Origin of the sequence: Kribbella antibiotica, from assembly GCF_004349055.1 — a bacterium.
Lineage (GTDB): Bacteria > Actinomycetota > Actinomycetes > Propionibacteriales > Kribbellaceae > Kribbella > Kribbella antibiotica.
In genome coordinates this window covers 1-25,323 of record NZ_SMKX01000099.1, presented here as the reverse complement: position 1 = coordinate 25,323, position 25,323 = coordinate 1, and the positions used below count along the sequence as shown (strand labels likewise).

24 protein-coding genes are annotated in these 25,323 nt (G+C 67.2%); 15 read left to right on the top strand and 9 right to left on the bottom strand.

All coding sequences use genetic code 11. The features are described 5' to 3' along the window. Position 1: 1 nt before the first annotated feature. Both larAH and E1263_RS27895 read left to right on the top strand, forming a co-directional pair. Positions 2–1,582 carry an NPN-dependent hydroxyacid isomerase, LarAH14/15/16 family gene (gene larAH / locus E1263_RS27900; RefSeq protein WP_132172610.1) on the top strand — a complete coding sequence of 527 codons (1,581 nt, stop codon included), beginning with the start codon at positions 2–4 and terminating at the stop codon, positions 1,580–1,582. Continuing rightward, positions 1,582–2,517 (top strand): lysophospholipid acyltransferase family protein, encoded by a 936-nt coding sequence (locus E1263_RS27895; protein ID WP_132172608.1) that lies wholly within the window; start codon positions 1,582–1,584, stop codon positions 2,515–2,517. Before larAH ends, E1263_RS27895 begins: the two co-directional genes overlap by 1 nt. Positions 2,518–2,574: 57 nt before the next feature. Here E1263_RS27895 and E1263_RS27890 read toward each other — a convergent pair whose 3' ends face one another. Next, complete coding sequence (locus tag E1263_RS27890) at positions 2,575–4,131, bottom strand: M1 family metallopeptidase (RefSeq protein WP_202869080.1); 1,557 nt, start codon at positions 4,129–4,131, stop codon at positions 2,575–2,577. 147 nt (positions 4,132–4,278) lie between these two features. Between E1263_RS27890 and E1263_RS27885 the strand changes: the two genes are divergently transcribed. Then, positions 4,279–5,499, top strand: a complete 1,221-nt coding sequence (locus E1263_RS27885) for a phosphatidylinositol-specific phospholipase C (RefSeq protein WP_132172606.1) — start codon at positions 4,279–4,281, stop codon at positions 5,497–5,499. Between the two features lie 48 nt (positions 5,500–5,547). Here the strand turns inward: E1263_RS27885 and E1263_RS27880 are convergent, their stop codons facing one another. Continuing rightward, positions 5,548–5,934 (bottom strand): PIN domain nuclease, encoded by a 387-nt coding sequence (locus tag E1263_RS27880; RefSeq protein ID WP_202869079.1) that lies wholly within the window; start codon positions 5,932–5,934, stop codon positions 5,548–5,550. Continuing rightward, complete coding sequence (locus E1263_RS27875) at positions 5,931–6,257, bottom strand: hypothetical protein (protein ID WP_132172604.1); 327 nt, start codon at positions 6,255–6,257, stop codon at positions 5,931–5,933. The genes E1263_RS27880 and E1263_RS27875 overlap by 4 nt, the downstream gene beginning before the upstream one ends. Positions 6,258–6,371: 114 nt before the next feature. Between E1263_RS27875 and hisF the strand changes: the two genes are divergently transcribed. The 4 genes from hisF (at position 6,372) to E1263_RS27855 (ending at position 9,765) form a co-directional block, all read left to right on the top strand. Further along, positions 6,372–7,133, top strand: a complete 762-nt coding sequence (hisF, locus tag E1263_RS27870; protein ID WP_132172602.1) for an imidazole glycerol phosphate synthase subunit HisF — start codon at positions 6,372–6,374, stop codon at positions 7,131–7,133. Next, positions 7,130–7,603, top strand: coding sequence for a MarR family winged helix-turn-helix transcriptional regulator (locus E1263_RS27865; RefSeq protein WP_238161582.1), 474 nt, complete (start codon positions 7,130–7,132; stop codon positions 7,601–7,603). The genes hisF and E1263_RS27865 overlap by 4 nt, the downstream gene beginning before the upstream one ends. 78 nt (positions 7,604–7,681) lie before the next feature. Further along, positions 7,682–8,191, top strand: a complete 510-nt coding sequence (locus E1263_RS27860) for a MarR family winged helix-turn-helix transcriptional regulator (protein WP_132172600.1) — start codon at positions 7,682–7,684, stop codon at positions 8,189–8,191. Beyond that, a complete protein-coding gene (locus E1263_RS27855) occupies positions 8,191–9,765 on the top strand; it encodes an MFS transporter (RefSeq protein WP_132172598.1) in 1,575 nt (524 codons plus the stop codon). The genes E1263_RS27860 and E1263_RS27855 overlap by 1 nt, the downstream gene beginning before the upstream one ends. On the opposite strand, the gene E1263_RS27850 is transcribed toward E1263_RS27855, so the two are convergent. After that, positions 9,766–11,004, bottom strand: coding sequence for an MFS transporter (locus tag E1263_RS27850; protein WP_132172596.1), 1,239 nt, complete (start codon positions 11,002–11,004; stop codon positions 9,766–9,768). Between the two features lie 10 nt (positions 11,005–11,014). Beyond that, positions 11,015–11,602: an ArsR/SmtB family transcription factor gene (locus E1263_RS43350; protein ID WP_202869078.1), complete on the bottom strand. Its 588-nt coding sequence runs from the start codon at positions 11,600–11,602 to the stop codon at positions 11,015–11,017. 107 nt (positions 11,603–11,709) lie between these two features. Between E1263_RS43350 and E1263_RS27840 the strand changes: the two genes are divergently transcribed. Both E1263_RS27840 and E1263_RS27835 read left to right on the top strand, forming a co-directional pair. Further along, positions 11,710–12,216: an RNA polymerase sigma factor gene (locus tag E1263_RS27840; RefSeq protein ID WP_132172594.1), complete on the top strand. Its 507-nt coding sequence runs from the start codon at positions 11,710–11,712 to the stop codon at positions 12,214–12,216. Further along, positions 12,209–12,820 (top strand): hypothetical protein, encoded by a 612-nt coding sequence (locus E1263_RS27835; protein ID WP_132172592.1) that lies wholly within the window; start codon positions 12,209–12,211, stop codon positions 12,818–12,820. The genes E1263_RS27840 and E1263_RS27835 overlap by 8 nt, the downstream gene beginning before the upstream one ends. Before the next feature lie 44 nt (positions 12,821–12,864). Here the strand turns inward: E1263_RS27835 and E1263_RS27830 are convergent, their stop codons facing one another. Together E1263_RS27830 and dacB are read right to left on the bottom strand one after the other, a co-directional pair. Then, positions 12,865–13,815, bottom strand: a complete 951-nt coding sequence (locus E1263_RS27830; protein ID WP_132172590.1) for a GNAT family N-acetyltransferase — start codon at positions 13,813–13,815, stop codon at positions 12,865–12,867. Positions 13,816–13,855: 40 nt separating this feature from the next. Next, positions 13,856–15,430 (bottom strand): D-alanyl-D-alanine carboxypeptidase/D-alanyl-D-alanine endopeptidase, encoded by a 1,575-nt coding sequence (gene dacB / locus E1263_RS27825; RefSeq protein WP_238161580.1) that lies wholly within the window; start codon positions 15,428–15,430, stop codon positions 13,856–13,858. Between the two features lie 119 nt (positions 15,431–15,549). On the opposite strand from dacB, the gene E1263_RS27820 reads away from it, so the two are divergent. The 4 genes from E1263_RS27820 to E1263_RS27805 all read left to right on the top strand — a co-directional run bounded on the left by E1263_RS27820 (position 15,550) and on the right by E1263_RS27805 (position 20,405). Next, positions 15,550–16,866, top strand: a complete 1,317-nt coding sequence (locus E1263_RS27820) for a family 43 glycosylhydrolase (RefSeq protein WP_132172588.1) — start codon at positions 15,550–15,552, stop codon at positions 16,864–16,866. 63 nt (positions 16,867–16,929) lie between these two features. Beyond that, the gene (locus E1263_RS27815) at positions 16,930–19,041 is read left to right on the top strand and encodes an alkaline phosphatase family protein (protein WP_132172586.1); all 2,112 of its coding nucleotides are present in this window, start codon (positions 16,930–16,932) and stop codon (positions 19,039–19,041) included. 3 nt (positions 19,042–19,044) lie between these two features. Continuing rightward, positions 19,045–19,809: an MBL fold metallo-hydrolase gene (locus E1263_RS27810; RefSeq protein WP_132172584.1), complete on the top strand. Its 765-nt coding sequence runs from the start codon at positions 19,045–19,047 to the stop codon at positions 19,807–19,809. Continuing rightward, on the top strand, positions 19,806–20,405 hold the full coding sequence (locus E1263_RS27805) for a DedA family protein (protein WP_132172581.1): 600 nt from the start codon (positions 19,806–19,808) through the stop codon (positions 20,403–20,405). The genes E1263_RS27810 and E1263_RS27805 overlap by 4 nt, the downstream gene beginning before the upstream one ends. Here E1263_RS27805 and E1263_RS27800 read toward each other — a convergent pair. After that, on the bottom strand, positions 20,391–21,032 hold the full coding sequence (locus tag E1263_RS27800; protein WP_132172579.1) for a TIGR03085 family metal-binding protein: 642 nt from the start codon (positions 21,030–21,032) through the stop codon (positions 20,391–20,393). The genes E1263_RS27805 and E1263_RS27800 overlap by 15 nt on opposite strands. 113 nt (positions 21,033–21,145) lie before the next feature. Here E1263_RS27800 and E1263_RS27795 point away from each other — a divergent pair, with 113 nt between their 5' ends. Both E1263_RS27795 and E1263_RS27790 read left to right on the top strand, forming a co-directional pair. Further along, entirely contained in the window at positions 21,146–22,990 is a 1,845-nt protein-coding gene (locus tag E1263_RS27795) for an ABC transporter ATP-binding protein (protein WP_337590288.1), read from the top strand. A 76-nt stretch (positions 22,991–23,066) separates the two neighbouring features. Further along, on the top strand, positions 23,067–24,863 hold the full coding sequence (locus E1263_RS27790) for an ABC transporter ATP-binding protein (protein ID WP_132172575.1): 1,797 nt from the start codon (positions 23,067–23,069) through the stop codon (positions 24,861–24,863). Positions 24,864–24,968: 105 nt separating this feature from the next. Here E1263_RS27790 and E1263_RS27785 read toward each other — a convergent pair whose 3' ends face one another. Then, positions 24,969–25,271 (bottom strand): Fe-S cluster assembly protein HesB, encoded by a 303-nt coding sequence (locus E1263_RS27785; RefSeq protein ID WP_132172573.1) that lies wholly within the window; start codon positions 25,269–25,271, stop codon positions 24,969–24,971. Positions 25,272–25,323 lie beyond the last annotated feature (52 nt).

The following is a 25,323-nucleotide window of genomic DNA, read 5'->3' as shown; positions in this document are numbered from 1 at the left end:
CATGGCTCGGCCAGGATTCGTGCTTGAGGTGGACGACCGCACTCCGCCGCTGATTGTGCACAACGGCGAGGGCTTCCTGCTGGAGCGCTTCCCGCTCGGCACCCGCGTGGTCTACCCGCCGGAGGCGCTGCCGCCGGTCCGCGACGTGGAGGAGGCGATCCAGAACGCGTTGCTGAACCCGATCGAGTCCGAGCCGCTCCCGGAGCTGCTACGCGCCGGGATGCGGTTGACGATCGCGTTCGACGACATCTCGCTGCCGCTGCCTCCGATGAAGAAGCCGGACATCCGGCAGCGCATCATCGAGGCCGTCCTCGAGCTGGCCGCCCAGGCCGGCGTGGACGACGTCGAGCTCATCTCCGCCAACGCGCTGCACCGGCGGCTGACGCCGAACGAGCTGCGCGACATCGTCGGCGAGCGGGTCTTCCGGTCGTTCTTCCCCGACGGCAAGCTCTACAACTTCGACGCCGAGGACGCCGACAATCTGACCCACCTGGGCCAGACCCGGCACGGTGAGGACGTCGAGATCTCCAAGCGGGCCGCCGAATCGGACCTGCTGGTCTACGTGAACGTGAACCTGGTGGCGATGGACGGTGGCCACAAGTCCACGTCGATCGGACTGGCGTCGTACAAGTCGCTGAAGCACCACCACAACAGCCACACGATGATCCACTCGCGGTCCTTCATGGACCACAAGGCCTCGAAGATGCACCACTCGGCCTGGCGGATGGGCGAGGTGCTGACCGAGCACGTCAAGGTCTTCCAGATCGAGACGACGCTCAACAACGACCTGTTCAGCGGCGGCCTGGGGTTCCTGCAGAAGCGTGAGTGGGAGTGGTCGCTGAAGGACCAGGCCTCGATGCTGGCCGCCAAGCGTGGGCTGGCCGCGGCGCCGAGCAAGCTGCGGCACAAGATCTACACTGATGTCCGGTCGCCGTACCAGCTGACCGGCATCAACGCCGGCAAGATCGAGCCGGTGCACGACAAGACGCTCGAGATGGTGCACGCCCAGCACCTGGTCGAGGTGCAGGGCCAGTCCGACGTCGGCATCATCGGCGTGCCGTACCTGAGCCCGTACAACGTGAACTCGGTGATGAACCCGATCCTCGCCGCGGTGATGGGGATGGGCTACCACTTCAACTCCTACCGGGGGAACCCGATCGTCCGCAAGGACGGCGCGCTGATCCTCTACCACCCGGTGCCGTACGAGTTCAGCCAGCTGCACCACCCGTCGTACGTCGACTTCTTCGAGGAGGTGCTGTCGGAGTCCACGGACCCGGCCACCATCGAGGCGAAGTTCGAGAAGCAGTACGCCGAGGACCCGTGGTACATCCACCTGTACCGGACGTCGTACGCGTACCACGGCGTGCACCCGTTCTACATGTGGTACTGGATCAGCCACGCCCTGGACCACTGCGGTGACATCGTCTGGGTCGGCGCGAACCGCAAGACGGTCGAGCGGATGGGCTTCCGGTCGGCGTCGACGCTGCAGGACGCGCTCGAGATGGTCAGCCACTCGGTCGGCCGTTCGCCGTCGATCACCTACCTGCACAACCCGCCGCACCTGATCGCGGACGTCCGCTGATGGGGAACAGCGTGGTGAAGTTCGCCTCCGAGACCGTGCGCGACGTCAAGGTGGTCGCGCGCGGCTGGCGCTGGGGCCGGCGGGCGCAGGTACCGCGCTCGGCCGAGCCGTACGTCGTACCGAAGGAGACCACGGTCTTCCCGACCAAGTGGGCCCGGACGCCGGCCGCGATGGCGGTCCGCGACGTCCTCCAGAAAGGCCCGCTGAGCGCGGTCATCAACGGCACGACCAAGCCGACCGTCAGCGGGCTGGACGCGCTGCGCAAGCTCAACGGACCGGCGCTGATCGTCGCGAACCACTCGTCGCACCTGGACACCCCGCTGTTGCTGCTGTCGCTGCCGGACGCGATGCGTCGCAAGACGGCGATGGCGGCGGCGGCCGACTACTTCTTCGACACGTGGTGGCGCGCTGCCGGTTCGGCGATCGTGTTCAACACGTTCCCGATCGAGCGCCGCAGCGGCAAGCTCAGCGCGACGCCGGGTGACCTGCTCGCCGACGGCTGGAACGTCGTGGTCTTCCCCGAGGGCACCCGCTCACCGGACGGCTGGCTCCAGCGCTTCCGGATGGGCGCGGCCTACCTTGCGGTCGAGCACAACGTGCCGGTGATCCCGGTCGGCATCAAGGGCTCGTTCGCCGCGATGCCGCGCGGCCGCAACTGGCCGGTGGCCGGACGCCCGACCGTTGCCATCCGGTACGGCGACCCGCTGTACCCGGCCGAGGGCGAGAGCCCACGCGACTTCGCGCCGAAGATCGCTGCCGCCGTGGCCGCCCTCCTCGACGAGGAGTCGACCACCTGGTACGAGTCCCGCCGCCGGGTAGCCGCCGGTACGTCGCCCACCCAGACCGGGCCAGTCACGTCCGCACGCTGGCGTCGGGTCTGGGAATCCACCCGCCCGGTCAAGGCGGCCGAAAGCCGCCGCAAGGCCTGGAAGTAGTTCTCCAGACAAAGAAGTGGGGCTGACGGTTGTTGCCGTCAGCCCCTTCTTTTGGTTTTAGTTGCCCAAGCGATCCGATTGGACGTTGGCGGTGCGTAGAGCCTTCGCGGTGGGCGCCACGACGGTCCAGTCGGGGTGGTTGGGCATCGGCGGGGTCTTGGTGCCGTAGAGCCAGTCCTCGAGGAACGGGCGGACTCCTGCGTCGCCGGAGACGGTGGTGGCCAGGGTGATGTATTGCTCGGTGGAGATGGTGCTGTTGCGGTGGGTGCTGAGGGCGGCCTGTTCGATCTGGTGGAACTTGTCCTGACCGATCTTCTCGGCGAGCGCGTAGAGAACCAGGACGCCGCCGGTGTAGCGCTGGTTGTCGAACAGGTTCTGGGCGTTCGGCTTCGCCACCGGGCCGGAGGACTTACGCCACAGGTCGCCCTGGCTGTAGGTGAACTTCATCCGGTCGACCATCGTGGTGTAGCCGCGGGTGTCCGGCCAGCCGCGCTCGTAGCGGTAGATCAGGCCGTAGTAGTCGGCGTGGCCCTCGTTGAACCACAGGTCGCTCCACGACGCGGGCGTGAGGCTGTTGCCGAAATAGCTGTGCGCCAGCTCGTGCATCATGTGCGAGCCGATCTTGTCCTCGGTCTGCGCGAGGTAGTTCGGCTTGTACAGCGTCAGAGTCTGCGTCTCGAGTCCGGTGAAGTCGAACGCGTCCGCCGCGTCGTTGTTGGCCGGAAGAATCCCGTACGCCTCCAGCGGGAACGCGCCGAGTCGCTGCGTCAGCCAGTCCAGCTGCCCGGCGGTCAGCTTCAGCGCCGCATCCACTTTCGGGATCCGAGCAGTCGGTACGACGTCGCGCAGTACCGGATCTGTCGCGGGAGCATCGGGATTGCGGCGGATGATCGTGTAGTCGCCGACACTGGCCTGCACTAGCTCCGTGGCCATCGGGTTCAGCGTCTGGTACGTCGACGTCGTGCTGCCGTCGGCGTTCACCTGATCCCCGACATGCTTGCCACTGGCAACACCGATCGTGCCCTGCGGCGCGGTCACCCGGATCACGTAGTCGGCCTTGTCGGACGGGTGGTCGTTGCCCGGGAAGATCGTGTGCGCACCAGCCGGCTGCGGCGCGGTGGCGAAGCCGTCCGGCGTCGCGACCCAGCCGCCGGCCGGCGGCTTGATCTTGCGCGGGTCGGCCGTGTAGCTGACGTCGATCACGAACTTGGTCGCGGTCCGGATCGGCCACTCCAGCGAGACGACGAGCTCCTCGCCCTCCTGCCGGAACAGCTCGGTGCTGCCGTTGACCCGCAGCTCGGTGATGTCCAGACCGAAGGAGTCGAGGTTGAACGCCGAGAGATTCTGCGTGGTGGTCGCCAGGATCTTCACGTGCCCGGCGACCAGCCGGGTGGCCGCGTCGTATTTGAGGTCGAGCTCGTAGCGGTCGGCCTGGTAGCCGCCGTTGCCGAGGTTCGGGTAGACGACGTCGCCGACGCCGGGGGAGCCCGGAGTGGCGGGGAAATTCCCGCCGCCGGCCTGTGCTCCGAGCGACGGTCCGGCGATCAGGGCGGTGGACAGGAGAGCGATTGCCGCGGAACCGGCGGCCAGCCGGCCAGGGCGTCGTACCGTCAAGGCGAGTTCCTCCAGGGTGGGGTGGTCTGGCCGATTCTGGCCCATTGGAGGTCCCTTGTTCATCGTTACAACGTTGTGGGAGCGCTCTCAAGCCGCTACTGTCATCGCGTTCGACGTCCGCCCCCTGTCGACCGAAGGTGTCTGCCCATGCCCAGATCCCGGCTGCTCCTGGCTGCCGTGACAACCCTCGCGATCACCGCCGCTTCACTGGTGATGACGACGCAAGTTGCCTCGGCCAACGAGTACTACAACAGCATCGAGAGCGCTTCGGCCTCGAACGTCGACTGGATGAGCCGGGTCCCCGGCGACACCACCCTCGACAAACTCTCGGTCCCCGGCACGCACGACAGCCTGGCTCTGTGCGGGTACTCCGGTACCGGCGGTGACAGTTGCGACCCGGTGACCACCAGCATCACCAAGACGCAGGAGAACCACGGGTACAGCGGGCAGACGCTGACCACTCAGTTCAACGCCGGGATCCGCGCCCTCGACATCCGGGTCCGCGTCGACAAGGGCGATGCCGGGATGAGCTTCACCGTCCACCACGGCACGTACTACCAATGGGCGAACTTCACCGACGTCCTGACGAAGGCGCGGGACTTCCTCGCCGCGCACCCGCGCGAGACGATCCTGCTGCACCTCAAGGCCGAGTGCACCGGCGAGACCGGGTCCTGCAACGACGCCGATGGCTACGGCAACGACGAGTGGCGGCTGAAGACGCTGCGCTCGTACCTCGAAGGCAAGGCGTACACCGGCGACGGTGACACCTCGGTCCCGGCGACCAACTGGAGCAACCTGTTCTGGACGCCGTCGGTGACCGGGACCGACCAGGCCGACACCCCGAAGCTGAGTGAGACGCGCGGAAAGATCGTGCTGACCACGTTCCGCGGTGTCCGGGGTGGGATCTACGGCGGTTACGGCTTGAAGATCCCGTATCCGGGTGGTGGGTCGAACGAGGAGTGGGTGCAGGACGACTACCAGGTCGACGACATCAGCGATATCAACGACAAGTGGGAGAAGGTCCGCACCCACATGCGCCGGGCGAATGGCGTGTGGGACCTGAGCCGGCCGGGCGAGAAGCAGCACGTCTACCAGCCGAACTCGATGTATGTGAACTACACCAGCGGCTCGGGTTCGGGCGCGCATCCGTTCACCGTGGCCGGCGGGACGCCGACGGCGAACGGCGTGAACGAGTTCCTGATCCAGTGTCTGCACAACACCGACGGCCGGTGCCCGGAGTTCTATCCGGGGCGCGACGACAAGTTCGGCGGCGAGCCATCGATGGCGCGCACCGGCGTCGTCATGATGGATTTCCCTGGCGGCGGCCTGATCGACGAGCTCGTCAAGCGCAACCGCACAGCCCCCTGACCACCCGGCCTGCGCGGTCGCCACAGGGGACGGACGCGCAGGTCCGGGTCAGACGACCAGCAGCGGAATCGCAATCCCGGCGGCGTCGGCGAGCTTGCTGATGTCGCCGGGATCCGAGGTCAACACCGCTCCACCGTGGCTGAGCGCAGCCACCACCACGGCGGCGTCCACCACGTCCGCGGTCCCTGACAGTGCGAGAAGCCGGCCGACGGCCTCGGCGGTGTCGTCGGTGAAGGGGATCGTCTTGCAGATCCGGCGCAGCGTGGCGATCGGAGCCTGGCGCGGACTGGCTCGCCACACCTGCGCCAGTACGACGGTAGGTATCTGCGGGTGAATTCCGCTGTCCAGAGCATCGCGGCAGAGACCGTAGACCCGACCCCGCGGCTTGTTCTCCACGTGGATCAGCGCGCCGGCGTCCAGAATCAAGGCGGTCATCCCAGCCGCTTTTCTTCAGGCAGTCCGAGCAGACGCGCCAACGCCGCCCGGCGGCTGGCGGCGTACTCCGGCGTCTCGGCCGCGCCGATGATGACACCGGCCTCCGCGAGTTGGGCACGGCCGGCCTGCAGTTCCTGCGGATCGGGCTTGCCGTACACCGCCTCGTAGTCTTCGGCGGCCAGATGGGCTTCGGCCAGATTTGCCGCCGTCTCGGCGGCTTCGGCCAGCCAGGCGGACAAGGGGAGACCGGCCCGTTCGGCCGCATGCCGGGCTCGGACCGCGACGGTGTCCGGGAGGGAAACACTTAGCTTCTCAACAGCCATGGTCTAACGGTACTACCCCGGTAGCACCGCTGTCGATTCGGTGTTTGCCCGAGGATGCCGCCCAGGGCACGGCTGTTCGGCCGGAACTGAACAGCCGCCGGATATCCTTGGCGCGTGACTCTTGCCGTGCGTGTGATTCCCTGCCTGGATGTCGATGCCGGGCGGGTGGTCAAGGGTGTGAACTTCACCGGGCTGCGCGATGCCGGGGACCCGGTCGAGATGGCCAAGGTGTACGACGCGGAGGGGGCCGACGAGCTCACCTTCCTCGACATCACGGCGTCCTCGGGTTCGCGGGAGACGACGTACGACGTGGTGGGGCGGACGGCGGAACAGGTTTTCATCCCGTTGACGGTTGGCGGGGGAGTGCGGGAGGTGGCCGACGTCGACCGGCTGTTGCGGGCCGGCGCGGACAAGGTCGGGATCAACACCGGCGCGATTGCACGGCCTGATGTGATCAAGGAGATTGCGCACCGGTTCGGCAATCAGGTGCTGGTGCTCTCCCTCGACGTACGGCGTTCGTCCGATCAGCCGAGTGGTTTCGAGGTGACGACGCACGGTGGCCGGCGGTCGGCCGGGCTGGACGCGATCGAGTGGGCGCGGCGCGGGTGTGAGCTGGGTGCGGGCGAGATCCTGCTGAACTCGATGGATGCCGACGGCACCAAAAAGGGTTTCGACCTCGAGCTGATCAAGGCCGTGCGCGACGTTGTCGACGTGCCGCTGATCGCCAGCGGGGGAGCGGGCGCGCCCGAGCACTTTCCGCCTGCGGTCGAGGCGGGAGCGGACGCCGTACTGGCTGCGAGTGTGTTCCACTTCGGCGACTTCCGGATCGCCGACGTGAAGAAGGCGCTGCGCGATGCCGGGATCGTGGTCCGGTGACCGAAACCACTCCGGAGACCGAGCGCAGCACGGAGCCATTGGTCGCGGATATCGAGCAGCAGTTGTCGGCGTTGTTCCGCCGGGCTCGCTCGGCCTCGATGATGATGGCCCGGCGCGTGCACCCGGATCTGGATGCGGCCGGCTATGCGCTGATCTCGCAGGTCGAGTTCATGGGCGGTGCCGGCGTCGGCGTGCGCGCCTCCGACGTGGCGCTCGCACTCGGTTTGGACAAGTCAACCGTCAGTCGTGGAATCACCCAGCTCGAGGGGCTCGGCCTCCTTGAGCGGGTCGGCGACCCGGATGACGGCCGCGCTCGCTTGCTCAAACTCACCGGCCTCGGTGCCGAGCGCTTCGGCGCCTTCCGGGCTCAGCGCCAGCTCGAGTTCCGCGCACTCTTCAGCCGCTGGAATCCAGAGGATCTCTCCGACCTCGGCCGCCTCCTCGGTCACCTCAACTCCGACCTGAGCTGATCTCACTCTCCGTAGCTGGAGCGTATCGGCTTGCGCATATGGTTGCAGAAACCAACTATTAATGTATATAGTTGGGTTATGCAACTAGCTCAGCAACCCCTGGTCCCGGGGGTAGAGCGGGACGCGTCGGCCCAGGACCTGATGGAAGGCGTGAGCGCCTTGATCCGGGCCGTGCGCTGTATCGAGCACAAGCACCTGATGCCGGGCGCCAGCAATCTGCGTCGTGCCGACGCCAGTGTCCTCAAGGTGCTGATGACCGACGGCGAGCAGCGCGGCAAGGAGCTCGCCGCGAAGCTCGGCGTCGACGCCTCTGTCGTCAGTAGACAACTGGCCACCCTTGAGGCCGACGGACTGGTGAGCCGTCGGCCGGACCCGGCAGACGCCCGGGTGGGGCTGGTTCGGGTGTCCGACGACGGCAAGGCCCGGCTGGAGGCCATGTACTCCGCCTATACCAAGCAACTGCGCTCCGCCTTGGCGGACTTCGATGACGATGCACTCGGTGAGGCCGCCGGTGTCCTGAAGCGGCTGGCCCACGCCGTCACCGAAGCCGCCGACTCCGTGAGGCGTTCACACACAACGGGAGACTGATGACTGTCACTTCCGCGGATTACGGGACCCGGAGCCAACTGCCCAGTGCTCCGGAACTCACCCACCGCGAGATCCTCGAGATCCTGATCGGCCTGCTGGCTGCGCTGTTCACAGCGATGCTCAGCTCGACGATCGTCAGCAATGCGTTGCCGACGATCATCGCCGACCTCCAGGGTTCCCAGACGCAGTACACCTGGGTGCTGACCGCGAGCCTGCTGGCCACCACGGTCTCCACCCCGATCTGGGGCAAGCTGTCCGACCTGATGAGCAAGAAGCTGCTGGTGCAGCTTGCGATCTCGCTGTTCGTGGTCGGTTCGGCCCTGGCCGGTACGGCGCACAACATGCCGTTCCTGATCGGCGCCCGCGTACTGCAGGGGCTTGCGATGGGCGGCCTGATGGCGCTGGCCCAGTCGATCATCGGTGCGGCGATCCCGCCCCGCAACCGCGGCCGGTACTCCGGCTACATGGGTGCCGTGATGGCGGTCGCGACCGTGTCCGGCCCGCTCATCGGTGGCGTCATCGTCGACACCTCGTGGCTCGGTTGGCGCTGGTGTTTCTACGTCTGCGTCCCGCTCGCCGTGGTCAGCCTGATCATCCTGCAGAAGTACCTGCATCTGCCGCTGCTCAAGCGCAAGGTCAAGGTCGACTACCTCGGCGCGATCCTGATCAGTATCGCGGCCAGCCTGCCGCTGCTCTGGGTCACCTTCGCCGGACACGACTTCGACTGGATGTCCTGGCAGTCCGCGCTGTTCGTCGGTGGCACCTTGCTCTTCGGGGCGCTCGCCGTCCTCGTCGAGAGCAAGGTCTCCGAGCCGCTCGTCCCGCTGAAGGTCGTCCGGGAGCGGACCACCGCGCTGGCGATCGTGGCCAGCCTGGCGGTCGGTGTCGCGATGTTCGGCAGCGCGCTGTTCCTCGGCCAGTACTTCCAGATCGCCCGCGGCTACAGCCCGACCGAGGCCGGCCTGCTCACCATCCCGATGATGCTCGGCTCGTTCATTGGCTCGGTCGGTTCCGGCCAGCTGATCACCCGATTCGGCAAGTGGAAGCGCTACCTGGTCATCGGCGGCGTCCTGCTCGTCATCGGCCTGCTGATTCTCGGCACGATCGACCACACCACGCCGTACTGGTGGGTCGGCCTCGGCATGCTGTCGATGGGGATCGGCATGGGCATGATGATGCAGAACCTGGTGCTCGCCGTTCAGAACACCGTCGACGTCTCGCAGATCGGTGCCTCCAGCGCGACCGTCTCGTTCTTCCGCAGCCTCGGCGGCGCGGTCGGCGTCGCGGCGCTGGGCGCCGTACTGGCTACTCGCGTCAAGGACCTGATCCTCGCCGGCCTCCCGGCGAGCGCCCGCGGCCAAGCCTCCGGCGGCGGCCAGAGCCTGCTCGACGTCAACCACCTCCCGCCGCAACTGGCAGAGCTCGTCCGCCACGCGTACGGCGATGCCACCGGTCGAATCTTCCTGATCGCGGCCGCTTGTGGCCTGGTCAGCCTGATCGCAGTCCTCTTCATCAAGGAGGTTCCCCTGCGCACGACCGTCAGCAAGGCCGTCGAGGTCGAGGACCTGGACTGATCACACCGGCTGGAGGTCGTCCAAGGTCTTGACTTTGAGAATGGGCGAGCCGATCAGCCACAGTACGGCGAACAGGCCGCCGGCTGCGGAGATGAGGAGGGTTTCGCGGACACCGATCCAGGTGCCGAGGAATCCGCCGACGACCGCACCGAGCGGCCTGATGCCGTAGTTGATACTGCTGAAGGCGCCGTACACGCGGCTGCGCAGCTGGTCGTCGATGACGGCGGCCTGAATCGAGTTCAGCGGGATGTCGAAGCACATCACCGCGAAGGCTCCGACGAAGCTGGCGGCCGCGAGGGCCGCGGCGCGGGCCCAGATCGGACCGGCGGCCAGGGCGGCGATCGCGATAGCGCCGGGAAAGACGACGGAGCCCGCGGCGATCAGACGACCCGCGCCGATGATCCGGGTCAGCGGTTTCGCCGCGACCGCGCCGAGGAGTCCGCCGGTCGAGCCGATACCGAAGGCCAGGCCGATCGTGCCGGCGGGCAACCCGAGCTCGCGGCTGGCGAACAGAACGAGGAGCGCGGTCGACATCAGGTTGAAGAAGTTGACCGTCGTCGCACAGCCGAGAGCGCTGCGCAGATAAGGATGTTTCAGCGTGTACTGCATGCCGGTGCGCACCCGGGTCAGGAACGGCTCGGGAGAGTCTTCGACCGGACCGGGATCGGCCTTCAGCCGACTGAGCTGAAGTGCGGAGAACGCGAAGGAGACGGCGTCGACGATCATCGCGATCGGCGCGGTCAGCCATTGGACGAGGGCGCCCCCGATCGCCGGCCCGCCCATGTAGGAGAGTGAGCGTGTCGCCGACAGCTTGCTGTTGGCCTCGAGGTGCTGCTCGCGGGTGACGAGCCGGACGAAGAACGACGCGTACGCCGCGCTGAAGACGACGTCGGCGGTCCCGGCCAGGATCGCGATCGTGTACAGCTGTCCGAGCGTGAGCAGGTCGAGCCAGTAGGCGACCGGCAAGCTCAGGAGCAGCGCGGTCCGGGCGAGGTCGGCGGCGATCATCAGCGGGCGTTTGTCGCGGCGCTGATCGACCCAGGAGCCGATGAAGAGGCTGAACAGGTTCGGCAACCAGACTGCCGCGGTCAGGAAGCCGACCTGCGCCGGTGAGGCGTCCAGCATCGTGACGGCGATCAGTGGCAGTGCGAGCTCGGTGACCCGGTCGCCGAATTCGGAGATGGTCTGCGCGGACCAGAAGGTCCGGAACCGGCGATCGCGCCACAGGCTGGTAGACATCGGCCGTCCTCTATTCGGTTGCTTCAGGCAACGAGAAGCGCAGGAAGCGGACCAGCCGCGCACTGTCCGGTACGGCGTCGCTGTCGTTGCGCTGCACGTAGGGCGCGAGGACTTGTTCCATCGCCTGCTGGATGGCCTCGGCCTCTTCGGCGGTGATCACGACACCGGTGTTCGACACGCCGCTGACCCGGGTCCACTCCGGAGCGAGGCTGGGCTCTGTCGCACTCTGCCAGTGCTGGGCGGCGGCCACGGCTTGGTTCAGCATCTGACCGCCGAGCAGCCGTGCCGCCTCGGTGCCCTCCGGGGTGTCGGGCATCTCGATCCGGAAGCCCCGGGCCGCCGCACGCCACCAGCGCTGCCGCTTGTCCGTGCCGGTCGGCGGCGGACCGTCGTACACGAGCCCGAACTGCGCCAGATGGCGCAGATGCCAGCTGGTGACCGAGGGGGAGGCGCCGACGTGCTCCGACAGTTGAGTCGCGGTCGCCGGCCCGTGGCGCTGCAGCCAGCTGAGTGCAGCCAGCCGGACGGGGTGAGCCAGCGCCCGCATCGCCTGCGGGTCGGTGATCTCGAAATCGCCGTACGGATTTCTGAGAGACATGTTTCGAGAGTAATCTCTCAGATCTCCTCTCGACAAGTTTCGGATTTCGTGGAACCTGGTGGGGGTGTAGCGCGTGTTACCACCAGAAGCGCAGGGGAGGGACTTCAGTGGATCGGGATCAGGTGCCGGATGTGGCCGTGCTGTACCGGCGGAGCTGGCCGCGGCTGATCGGTGTGCTGGTGTCGATCGGGGGGTCCCGGCCGGACGCGGAGGAAGTGGCGCAGGACGCGTATGTGAAGTTGCTGGGCCGATGGGACTCGATCAGTAAGTACGAGGATCCGGAGGCCTGGGTTCGGTCGGTGGCGGTGCGGACGTTGATCAGTCGGCTTCGGCGGCAGCAGGTGGCGGCCAAGGCGATGACGCGGCTGACCGGCCGCCGGGTCGAGGTGGTGGCGCCACCGGATGGTGAGGCGCTGGATGTGGAGACGGCCCTGGCCGCGCTCCCGCCGGCGCAGCGCGCGGTGGTGGTGCTGCATCACGTGATGGATCTGCCGCTGGACCAGATTGCTGAGGAGCTGCAGGTGCCGGTCGGCACGGTGAAGTCCCGGCTGGCCCGTGCGCGGCAGGCGCTGCAGCCGCTGCTCGAGGTGAAGGAGGTGCCTGAGAATGCGTGAACTACTGACCCAGTACGTCGACGAGCAGACGCCGGAGGAGGCGCCGCCGTTCGAGTACGTCGAACGCGCCGCCCGCGGACGGAAGATCCGCAGCCGGGTGACGGCCGCGCTGGTCACTGCGGTCGTCGTGGCCGGTGGCGCGACACTGGCGGTCATCGACCAGCCGCGCGCCGAAGAGGCGCCGGTCGCACCGTCGACGACCATCAGCATCGATCCGACGGTAGGGCTGCTGGACGACGGTCCGCCACCGGACTCGTTCAGGTACGGCAAGACGGTGATGCTGCTGGTCGGCGAGATCCAGATCACCTCGGTCAGAGTGTCGAAGGGGCAGCCGGGGGTGCTGCTGGTCGGCGTACCGCCCAACGTGGCCTCGTCGTGGGACTGCTTGCCCGACACCGTGGTCCGGATCCTGAAGCAGGACGAGCACTCGATCCGGGTCGCTGCCTACCGCTACTCGGTTGCACCGGATGCGACCGACTCTCCGGAGTGCAACCCGCTGGGAACCGACAATCACCCGTCCGTGATCCAGCTCGACCTGCGGCAGCCGGTCGACGGCAGGACCGTGTACGCCGGTGAAGCTGGGAAGCGCATCCTCCAGTACTGACGGCTAGCCGGGGCGGACCGCGACTGCCCCGGCCGGCCGTCCCTTCAGACCGCTACCGTGCAGCGCAGCGAGTCGATGACGAGGGACTCCGTCATACCGACCGACAGATACAGGCCCAGGGCCGGTGTCGGGTTGTTGGTGTCGACGTGCAGGAGTGTTCCGGTGCGTCCGGCGGCCGCGTCCAGGGCGAACTGGTCGCGGAGCAGGAACTTGGCCAGCCCCTTGCCGCGAGCCTCATCCAGTACGGCGAGCCGGCCGACGTAGTTGCAGTTCTCGTCCTCGATGAAGGCGTCGGTGCACTCGCGCATGGCGACTGCCTTGCCGTCGATCTCGAGCAGAGCCATCCCAGCCCAGTCGAACGTCGACTGGGCCTCATGGGAGGCCTGCCACTCCTCGAACGAGCGCACCTCGAAGCCGTACTGGCCGGTGAACGCCGCAATCACCACGTGGTGCGCCGCGCGCTGCGACTCCTCGTCCGGAGTGCCGCGGCGGACCACAACACCAGCCGGTACGGCGGGGGCCGGCACCGGCCCGTGGTGGTCGATCCGCATCCGGTGGAACGTCGTACCCCTGGCGTAGCCAGCCGCCTCAAGGCGTGCGCGGCGGCCGGTGTCGAGACGATAGACGCCGGTGTCGAGCTGCACCGAGGTGTGTCCGTGCGCGGCGGCCAGTTCGCGGCCACGCCGAGTGATCTCACCCAGCAGGTAGGCCTCGACGACCGGGTCACTGGTCACAGCGTCCATGTCGAGGACGTGGAACTCGCCCTTGCCGAAGACCGAGCCGTAGCCGACCAGCTGATCGCCGTCGAACACCAGCCAGCCATCGGTCTCCGGCTCGAACCCGGGTTCGGTCAGCTCATCGAAGGCGTCGTCGAGGGTGTAGTCGGCGAAACCGACCACAGTGTGGTTGTACGCGGCGACCAGGTCGAAGACGGCTTGCGCGTCGTCCTTGGTCGGCGGTCGCACGGTGAACGTGTCTGGCAGTACGGCGGTCATGTCCACATGGTGGAGAACGACCGCCGTACTGTCGACTGGTTTAACAGGCCTTGACCCACTCCGACTCACAGACTGGCTGAGTGCTCTGGCGACTCTCCGGCGCGATAGCAGCCGCCGGGGGAGTCTGGTCGCTCCAGGAGGCGAGCAGCACGCCGACCTGGTCCTCCACGGGGCGCGGCGAGGTGATGTAGTTGTTGCTCAGCATGGAGAAGACCAGCTTGCGGCCGTCCTTGTTAGTCACGTAGCCGGACAGTGCGGTCGCTCCGGTCAGTGAGCCGGTCTTGCCGTGCAGGTTGTTGGCTGCCGGGGTGTTGCGCATTCGGGCACTTAATGTCCCCCCGGTGAACCGGTCCGGGTTGCCCGCGATGGGCAGTGCGGCGTACCACTGCTGGAACCAGGGCTCGGTCTGTACGGCGAGCAGCAGCGTGCTGATGGAGTTCGCGGTCACGTTCACCTTGCGGGCCAGCCCGGAGCCGTCGCTGAGCCGGATGGAGCTGGTGTCGACGCCCTTGCTCTTGACGTACTCGTTGACGACGGACAGCCCGGCGGACCAGGTGCCTTGGCCCTTCTTGACCGCGCCCATGGTCTTCACCAGGTGCTCGGCGTGCATGTTGTTCGACAGCTTCATGAACGGGTTCATCAGCTCGCCGACGGTCATCGACTCGTCCTTGGCGAGCACAGTGGCGCCGGCCGGGGTAGCGGCGTTCTTGATCCGGCCACTGACCGTGATGCCCTCGGCGGTGAGCGCCCGCCGGAACACGTCGGCCGCGTAGAGCTCCGGCTCCCAGACGGTCACCCACTTGCTGGACTTGGCCGCGCCAAGCGGGAACGAACCACTGACCCGGACAGTGTTGGTGCCGTGCTCACGCTCGACCACCAGAGTGCTGGCCGAGCCGGTCGCACCGGTGGTCGCAGTGTTGACGACCTTCAGTACGTCGTTCGCCGGGACTGTGTTCAGCTTGACCGGGTCACCGGCCGCAGCCCCGGGCAGCGTCTCGATGATCGCCGTACCGGAGTCCAGGTCGTTGTTCGGCGCGAGCGTCAGCGCGGAGATCTGGGCGGAGTAGTACGACGACTCGTCGTCGCCGGCCCAGCCGTCACCGAGGCGGACGTGGTCGAAGTAGAAGTCGTCGGCGATCAGGTCGCCGCCGACCCGGGTCACCCCAGCGGTTTTGAGCTGCTTGGCCAGGGCGATGTAGTCCGCCTCCAGCGTGGTCGGGTCGCCGTACCCCTTGAGGTACAGGTTGCCCTTGAGCTTGCCGTTCTTGACCGGAGCGCTCGCCAGTACGTCGGTGTGGAAGCGGAACGACGGGCCGAGAACTGCGAGCGCGGCGGTGGAGCTGAAGAACTTGGTGTTCGAGGCCGGCATCAGGCGGTTGCCGCCGTTGCGGTTGTACAGCGTTTCGCCGGTGGTTGCATCCCGGACGACCAGGTCGACCTGAGACCCGGTGTACGCGCTGTTCGTCAGCAACTGGTCCAGCTGGGTCTGCAGCGGGGTGTCGTCAGCCGATGCGGACGATCCTACGGCCTGCGAGAACACTGCGCCCGCGGCTACGGCGACCACTGCCGCTGCCGCGATCAGCTTGCGCCTTGAAACCCACGGTGAATAGCTCACTTCACACTCCTCAACCAGGCAGAATCCGACTCGTCCGAGTCTCCAACACCATAGGGCCTCGCGTCTCAGGTGAATCGATGTAAAACTGCAGATCCCGCCCCCACTCCCAAGGAGTGCAGATGTTTCGACGACTACTCGCGACCACTGTCACGGCCGCCGCAATCGGGTTGTGCGCTGTCCAGGCGACCCCGGTGCAGGCCGCCGTACAGGAAGCTGCCGGTGCTGTCTTCCCGGCCGATGTGATCTCGCGAGACTTTCCGGATCCGGACGTCTTCCAGCAGAACGGCACCTGGTACGCCTACTCGACCAACAACGGTCTCGGCACTGTCCCGGTCGCCACCGCGCCGAGTGCGGAGGGACCGTGGACTACGCGCGGTGACGCCATGCCCGGCGGCCCGTCAGCAGCGTGGGCCAAGCCCGGCCGCACCTGGGCGCCGGACGTGTACCCGAACCCGGACGGCACGTACACCCTCACCTACACCGCCTGGCACAAGACCTCCGATCGCCAGTGCATCGGTGTCGCGACTGCTACCTCGCCGCGCGGACCGTTCACACCGGTCGGCACGGAGCCGCTGATCTGCCCGCTCGACCTGGGTGGTGCGATCGACGCCAACACCTTCGTGGACCGGGACGGCAGTCGCTACCTGGTCTGGAAGAACGATGGCAACGCGATCAGCAAGCCGTCGACGATCTGGCTGACCAAGACGACCGACAACGGCGAGACCCTTGCCGGCGGCAACACCGCGTTGCTGACCTCGAACGGGATCGCTGAGGCACCTGACCTGGTTCAACGCGACAGCCGGTACCTGCTGTTCTATTCGACCAATGGCTACAACGACTGCAACTACCAGACGGCGTATGCCACCGCGACCAGCCTGACCGGCCCGTGGACTTCGCAGCAGCGGCCGTTGCTGACGACGCAGACCTTCGACGGCAAGGTCTGTGGCCCTGGTGGCGCCGACTTCGTCGGTGACAAGGTGTTCCTGCACGGTTGGGTGAACGGCGCACGGCACATGTTCGTGGCTGATGTCGGCTGGGCCGGTGACTGGCCGGTGGTCCGCGGCAGCCGGGTCCGGACCGAGGCCGAGAGCGGCACACTGAATCGCTGCGTGCTGCGGGAGAACTCTGCGGGCGCATCGGGTGGCAAGGCGGTCGGTTACATCGACTTCGCCGACTCGTGGGTCGAGAACCGCGTCTTCGCGCCGGTTGCCGGTGGGTACACGCTGCACGTCGGCTACGCGAACGGCTCCCAGGGCACGGCCAGTCACGGACTGTCCATCAACGGCAACAGCCAGGGGTCGGTCAGCTACCCGTTCACCGGCTGGAACCAGTGGCGCGAGTCGTCGGTCCCGGTCACACTGCAGGCGGGCTGGAACACGGTCCGGCTCACCAAGGGCACGCTCTACACCGAAGTGGACTACCTCGAGCTTCAGTAACAGCCTTCTCCCGAGGCGTGGCGCGGTGACAGTGCGCCGTACCACGCCTCGTACGCTCGGACCATGGCCAAACCACCTGAACAGGTCTCCGGTGACCGGCGACGCAAGCCGGTCTGGCTGGACCTCCGCCGTACCGGCCGGGGCCTGCAGGCAATGCTGCTCGGTGGGCTGGCGTCGCTGATCTCTCTGATCATCACGTTCTGGACGCTGCCGCAGATCAGCAGTGACGGCTGGATGCCGATCGTGCGGCTTGTGGTGCTGCTGGCGGTCTTCAGCGTCCTGATGCGCTGGGTGCTGGCCGGTGTGGCGGTTCTGATCGGCTCACTCGGCGTACTGGTCGGTGGCCTGCTGTCCCAGTTCGGAGTGGTCTACCTCGGCGTCACCGCCGATCCCGGCGTGAACCTGTCCGGCGGCCCCGAGGCAGTGTTCGTGGTGTCGATCGTGATGTCGTCGGTGAGCGCGTTCGTCGGCTGGTTCGCGTACGCCGGGAGTGATGACGCGTACATCGCCGAGATCATGCGGGTGGTGCGCCGCCGGGCCCGCAAGATGGCGGCAGCGCCGAAGACCGGGATGCTGATCATCCAGCTGGACGGCCTGTCGGCGCCGCTGCTCAACTGGATGGTGATGGCCGGCAACTTGCCGAATCTGGGCGGCTGGATCCGCGACGGCAAGCACTCGATGGTGGAGTGGCACACCGGCGTACCGGCGACGACTCCGGCCAGTCAGGCCGGCATCCTGCACGGTGGCTCCGGCCAGATCCCTGCGTTCCGGTGGTACGAGAAAGAGGCCGGCCGGGTGATGGTGACCAACCGGGGCCGGGACGCTGCCGAGATCGAGGCGCGGATGTCGACCGGTCGCGGACTGCTCGCGGACGGTGGCGTGAGCATCAGCAACAACTGGTCCGGGGATGCTGAGCACTGCGAGCTGGTGTTCAGCCGCGCAGCGCTTCCGAACAGCCGCAGCGGCGGCTATGTCCGGTTCTTCTCCAGTCCGCAGGGTGCTGCGCGCGGACTGGTGCTGTGCGTGGCCGAGATGGTGAAGGAGCTGTTCCAGGCCCGCAGACAGCGCCGGCGCAACCTGGTACCGCGGGTCAAGCGCGGTGGCAGCTACATCTTCCTGCGAGCTGTCACCAACGTGCTGCTGCGCGACCTGAACGTCTCGCTGATCACCGACGAGCTCGTGAAGGGCACACCGGTCATCTACTGCGACTTCGTCGACTATGACGAGGTCGCGCACCACGCCGGGCCGACGCGGCCGGAGTCCTTGCAGGCCTTGGAAGGGCTCGACCGAGTGCTCGGTGCGCTGCAGCGCATCATCGACCTCCTGCCGCACTCGTACGAGATCGTCGTCGTGTCGGACCACGGCCAGAGCCAGGGCGCGACCTTCCTGCAGCGCTACGGCCGGACGCTGACCGACGTGGTCGACGAGCTGGTCGACACGACCAGTGAGCCAGTCGCAGCGGTCGGGAAGTCTGAGGGCTGGGGACCGGTGAACGCGTTCCTGACCGAGCTGTCGCTACGGCGCAGTGTGGCGGGTGCGGTGACCCGCAAAGCCCTGCACAGCAAGGCCTCCCGCGGCGAGGTGGAGCTAGGGCCGAAGGACTGCGAGCCGGCTACGGGTTCCGACGAGCAGATGATCGTCACAGCCTCGGGCAACTTGGCTCTGATCTACCTGGCGACCACACCGGGCCGGGTGCCGCTGGAAGAGATCGAGCTGCTGCATCCCAAGCTGATCCCCGGGTTGGCGACGCATCCGGGCATCGGGTTCGTCGTGGTCGAGTCATTAGCTGAGGGGCCGGTCGCGATCGGCAGCGCCGGTGTCCGGGTGCTCAAGTCCGGGCGAATCGAGGGGGAGGACCCACTGGCGCGGTACGGGCCGTTTGCTCCGGCCTCGATCCTGCGCCAGGCCGAACTGCCGCACAACGGCGACCTGGTGGTGGTGAGCCGGGTCGACGACTACACCCATGAGGTCGCTGCGTTCGAGGAGCTGGTCGGCTGCCATGGCGGTATCGGTGGCTGGCAGACCAATGCAGTGCTGGTGCACCCGTCGCGGTGGGAGCTCAAAGAGACTCCCGTAGGCTCCGACGCGGTCCACGCGCAGCTGGTCAGCTGGCTCGAGAATCTCGGGCAACGCAAGGACGTGCAGGACCCGGTCGAGACGAAAGTAGAGGCCTGAAGCGTGCGGATCACCTGGTGGGGTCACGCGACCACCACCATCGAGGCGGACGGTACGCGCCTGTTGACCGACCCGGTGCTGACGTCGCGGATCGCTCACCTCCGGCGGCGGCGCGGTCCGGCGCCGACACCTGAGGCCGGCCAGTGCGACGCCGTACTGATTTCACACATGCATGCTGACCATCTGCACATGACCTCGCTGCCCCTGGTCGACCGGGAGGCCGCACTCGTCGTACCGCGCGGTGCGGCTCGGCTGATCCACCATGACTACGGCGCCGCCTTCTCGGACCGCTGTATCGAGGTAGCGCCCGGCCACCAGATCAGGATCGGCTCACTCGACATCACCGTGATCACTGCACACCATGACGGCCGCCGGCTGCCGTGGTCGTCGTACAACGGACCTGCGCTCGGGTATCGCGTGGACAGTGCACCCAGCGTCTGGTTCGCCGGAGACACCGACCTGTACGACGACCTGGCGGCGGAAGCTGGACCGGTCGACGTGGCACTGGTTCCGGTCGGTGGCTGGGGACCGTCGCTTGGGCCCGGGCACTTGAACCCGTCCCGCGCTGCTGAGGCAGTCCAGCGTGTTGGCGCCAGTGTGGCGATCCCGATCCACTTCGGGACGTTCTGGCCGATCGGGTTCGACAGAGTCAAGCCAGAGCTGTTCCTGGCGCCGGGGGACCAGTTCCGGGCTGCTTTGACTGAGCTGGACCCGGCAGTGAAGGTGGATCTGTTGGTACCAGGAGAGTCGACCGAGGTGGCGGGATGACAGGCAACGCGGACTTCGACCTGTGGTACCTGTTCGCCCTCGGCGGTGCAGTGCTGATCGGCGCTGTGCTGCCGGTGCTGCCGACAGGTGCTGCCGTGTCGGCGGGCGCCGTACTGGCCTCACACAGCAACCCGATCGGGCTGGTCGGTGTGCTCATCGCAGGTGCTGGTGGTGCGTATGTCGGCGACCTGATCGTGTACGCCGGCTGCAGGTTCGGTGGCGAGAAGCTGGCGAAGCGGGTCGGGTGGTTGCGCGACAACGCCAAGCTGGACGCGCTGCGGGATCGGCTGAGCGAGCACGAGATCGGCGTGCTGCTGACCTCGCGGCTGGTCCCCGGTGGCCGGGTGCCAGTGCTGCTGGCGGCCGGATTGGCCGGCTATCGGTGGGAGCGGTTCGCGCTGGTCGACCTGGCCGCGTCGTCGCTGTGGGCAGCGGTCTACATGGCGATCGGGCTACTCGGCTACGTGCTCTTCCCCGAACCGTGGCAGGGCATCGTGGCGGCGATCGTGCTGGTGGTGCTGACCACGGTGGTCAGCAGCCTGATCCAGAAGGCTCGCCACAAGCACGCCGCGGCCGCCGTTTCAGAAGCCGAATGAAGTCGCCTTCAGCTCCTCGATGACCGCTGGGTCGCCCTCGAGCTGAACATCGGCGACCTCCTGCCGACCGAAGCAGAACAGCACCAGCTCGACCGGCTCACCGACCACGGTGACCGTGCGGCCGTTGGTCGGCTGCTTGGCGACGACCGACTGGCCGCTGGGGAGCTGGAGCACGATGCCACTGGTCGCCTTGCGGGTCATGGCGCGGCTGGCGAGCCGGAGCCCCTTCCACAGGTTGGCCTGCTGGTCGGCCGGCAGCGTACGCACGGTGAACTCGGGCTGGGCGCGGCGGACGTCCTCGTGGTGCACCAGATACTCGGTGGTGTTCAGTTGGTGCCCGATGAACGGCAGGCCGTAGATCGAGGCGCGCGGCGGGCCGTTGCGCACCTTCTGGACCACACCGGCGTAGCCGAGATTGTCCTTGGCCCGCTGCATCCGCTTCTCGGTGGTGTCGGCGAGCGCGGCGATCATGATCCCCGGACCGGCCATCGGGTCGGACTCCCGGACGTACAGGTGAACGGCCAGGTCGTACGTCGTCCAGCCGTCGCACAGCGTCGGCTGATCGGGTCCTAGCTCGTCGAAGAGGTCACACAGAGCAAGTCGTTCCACCCGGCTGTAGTCAGTCACACAGTGATCCTAGTAAGGCGATCGAAGTTGTCGGTGGGGAATGGCAGAATGTCAATCGTTGTCATGTTTGTGACTGCTGTTCGCACCTGACTGTCCTGGAGTGTCTCTTGCCCGTGCCGAAAGTCCCTGACAAAGGGAGCGCGACCCGGCGTGGGTTCGCGGTCCTGCGGGTCGCGATCTGGGAGGAGCCGTGGGTCTTCGCGTTCTCGGTGGCAGCCAGCGTGCTGTACGGCGCGATGACGGTGGCCGACGGCTGGGCCCTGGGCTGGGCCACCGACCACGTGATCCGGCCGGCCCTCGAGCGCGGTGACACCACCTTCGGTGCGCTGGCCGCGCTCGTCTCGCTCTTCCTCGGGATCGCGATCCTGCGCGCCATCGGAGTGGTCGGGCGACGCATCGGTGCCGGCGTGATGCAGTTCCGGCTGCAGGCGACGTACCGGCGCCGGGTCACTCGGCAGTACCAGCAGTTGCCGCTGGAGTGGCATCACAAGCACCCGACCGGTCAGCTGCTGTCGAATGCGAACGCAGATGTGGAGTCGATCTGGTTCGTGATCGCGCCGCTGCCGATGGCGATCGGTGTGCTCGCCATGCTGGCCTTCGCCACGGTTGCGATGTTCATGGCCGACACCTGGCTCGCTCTGGTCGGCTGTCTGGTGTTCCCACTCGTCTTCGTGGCCAATGTGATCTTCCAGCGAGTCCTGCAGCCACTGGCGACACGGGCACAGCAGTTGCGCGCGGATGTTTCCGAGGTGGCGCATGAGTCGTTCGACGGCGCACTGGTCGTCAAGACGCTTGGCCGCGAGGCTGCGGAGACCGAGCGCTTCCGGGCGCCGACGTACGCGCTGCGCGATGCGAACATCGCGGTGAACAAGGCCCGCGGAATGTTCGACCCGGTGATCGACGCACTGCCCCGGATCGGCGTGCTGATCGTGCTGCTGGTCGGTGTCGGGCGGGTGCGCTCAGGTGGTGCGGACGCCGGCGACGTCGTACAGGTTGCGTTCCTGTTCACGCTGATCGGCTTCCCGATCCGGGCGCTGGGCTGGGTGCTTGGTGAGCTACCGCGGTCCGTGGTCGGTTGGGACCGGGTGCAGCGCGTGCTGACCGCTGAGGGCGGCATGGAGTACGGCGAGGACCGGCTGACCTCGAACACGGCGGCCCAGCTCGACGTGTCCGGGCTGCGCTTCGGGTACCTGCCGGAGCGCGACGTACTGAACGGCATGGACTTCACCGTCGAGCCCGGCCGGACTGTCGCGGTCGTGGGGCCGACTGGTGCGGGCAAGTCGACCATGACCACGCTGCTGACCAGGCTGGTCGATCCCGAGGAGGGATCGATCAAGGTCGACGGCACTGACCTGCGGGGGTTGGCTCGTGGTGAGCTGGCAGAGTCCGTCGCACTGGTGGCGCAGACGGCCTTCCTGTTCGACGACACCATCCGCGGCAACATCACACTGGGCGGCGACTACAGCGACGAAGACATCTGGGACGCACTGCGCATCGCTCAGGGCGACGGGTTCGTGACGACGCTCTCGCACGGTCTGGACACCAAAGTGGGCGAGCGCGGTACGACGCTGTCCGGTGGGCAGCGGCAGCGGATCGCACTGGCTCGCGCTCTGGTGCGGCGGCCGCGCCTGCTGATCCTGGACGACGCAACCAGCGCGGTCGACCCACAGGTCGAGGCGCGCATCCTGGCCGGACTGCGGTCCCGGGTGCAGGAGGACGCGACTGCTGCGACCACTGTGCTGGTGATCGCATACCGGAAGGCGACGATCTCACTCGCCGACGAGGTGCTGTTCCTGGACGAGGGCCGGATCACGGCCCAAGGCACGCATGCCGAGCTGCAGGAGACATCGGCGGCGTACCGGGAGCTGGTGGACGCGTACGAGAAGGACGCCGAGCGACGGCTCGAAGAGGCTGAGCTGGACAAAGAGCTTGACGACTTGGATGGGGTGAAGGCATGAGCGAGCGTAGCGAGCGAACAAAGGGCACAGTTGCCATCGCGCTCATGACGGAGCCGAGCGCTAGCGAGGTGGAGGCATGAGTGCGGCAGAGGCGACTCGGATGGATCACGGCGATGATGCCGGTGGTCTGGAGACGCTGCGGCAGGGGCTGCGGATCTCACCCGAGCTTGCGCAGGGCTGGTGGATCACCGCACTTCTTGCTTTGACCATGACGGCCGGGCGGATCGTCATCCCGATCGCTGTCCAGCAGACCATCGACAAGGGCCTCTCCGGACCCGGTGGGCCGGACATGTCGTTCGTGGGCTGGATGGTCGCGGTGTGCGCGGTCGGCATCGCAGTGACCGCCGGAGCGTCGTACCTGACGACTGTGCGGCTCGCGATCAACTCTGAGCGCGGTCTGGCGACCATGCGGATCAAGGCCTTCCGGCATGTGCACGATCTGCCGGTGCTGACCCAGAGCACCGAGCGCCGCGGCGCACTGGTCAGCCGGGTGACCTCCGACGTCGACACCGTGTCGCAGTTCCTCCAGTTTGGCGGGTTCATCTTCCTGGTCAGCCTCGGGCAGATGCTGCTCGCATCCGTGGTGATGTTCTTCTACTCGTGGCAGCTGGCCCTGGTGGTGCTGGTCTGCTTCATCCCGCTGTTCGCGAGCCTGCGGGCACTGCAGCGGCGGATGTCGTCCGCGTACGGCGTGGTCCGGGCGAAGGTCGGCGAGATGCTGTCCGCGATCGCCGAGCCGGTGGTCGGTGCTCAGGTGGTTCGCGCCTACGCGGTCGAGCAGCGCACGCAGGCGCGGATCGACTCGACGGTCGACGACTACCGCCGTACGGCGACCAGTGCGCAGACGCTGACCGGAATCACCTTCTCCATCGGCGGTCTGGCGGCCGGTCTGGCCAATGCGGGCGTGCTGACAGCCGGCGTACTGCTCGGCGTGGACGGCAAGGCGACGCTGGGTGAGATCCTCGCGTTCATGTTCCTGGTCGCGCTCTTCTCCGACCCGGTGCAGATCGCCACCCAGGTGCTGACCGATGCGCAGAGCGCTTTCGCCGGCTGGCGCCGAGTGCTCGGTGTCATCAACACTCCGGCCGATGTGGTCGACCCCGGCGAGGACGGCGTGAAGCAGGCCCGCGGACCGATCGCGGTCGAGTTCGCAGACGTGAACTTCGCTTACCCCGAAGGCGAGCTGGTACTGCGCGATGTCGCTGTGCGCCTTGAACCGCACCGACGGGTTGCGGTCGTGGGGGAGACCGGTTCCGGCAAGACGACGTTCGCGAAGCTGCTCACCCGGCTGATGGATCCGACCTCCGGTGCGGTCCTCCTGGACGGCACCGACGCGCGCGAGATCTCTTTCGAGTCGCTGCGCGAGCGGGTCGTGATGGTGCCGCAGGACGGCTACCTGTTCGACGCGTCGCTGGCCGAGAACGTCCGCTTCGGACGGCCTGAGGTGACAGACGCCGAGTTGCTGGCAGCATTCGAGTCACTCGGCCTGACGGACTGGCTGGAGTCGCTGCCAGACGGGCTGCAGTCGCCGGTGGGGCAGCGTGGCGAGTCTCTCTCGGCAGGAGAGCGTCAGCTGGTCGCACTGGTCCGGGCAAACATCGCCGACCCCGACCTGCTGGTGCTGGACGAGGCCACATCGGCTGTCGACCCCGGGACCGAGGTCCGGGTCAACGCGGCGCTGGAGCGACTCATGACCGGCCGTACGTCGGTCACCATCGCGCACCGGCTGTCGACCGCGGAAGCTGCGGACGAGGTGCTGGTGTTCGACAACGGAGAAGTGGTCGAGCGCGGACCGCACTCTGAGCTCGTCACCGCAGGCGGTGTGTACTCACGCCTGCACGAAAGCTGGATCGCTCAACGCAGCGCCCCCTAGACAGACCCGGGGCGCGGCTGGTCCCTGGGAGGGTCGAACCAGCCGCGCCCGGATCAGGTACGCCGCGGCACCACAATCAGGTTGGTGCCCCGTCGTACCCGGCTCTTAGACCGTCGGTGCGGCGCCAGCCTGCGGTACTAGCAGGAACTCGACACCACCCTTGTCGTCCACGGCCGCATCCAGGATCTTGTCGTCCAGCGCATTGGCCGCGTTCTCTTCCAGGAACACCCGCGCACCAGCCTCTTCGACCACCTGGTCACCAGGCTTCGGCGCCTCGGTCGTCGTTACCGCCAGCGTCGGATCCGCCGGGTTCTCCTGCGAGATCCGTACGCCCGCACCTTCCGGCGCACCTTCGACCCCCGTGATGCTCTTGATCACCAGAGTCGCGTTCTCAGTCAGGGTAAGCACAACAGCTCCAACCTCTAGACATCATCGAACCCACCCCGTGCCCGACCATCCC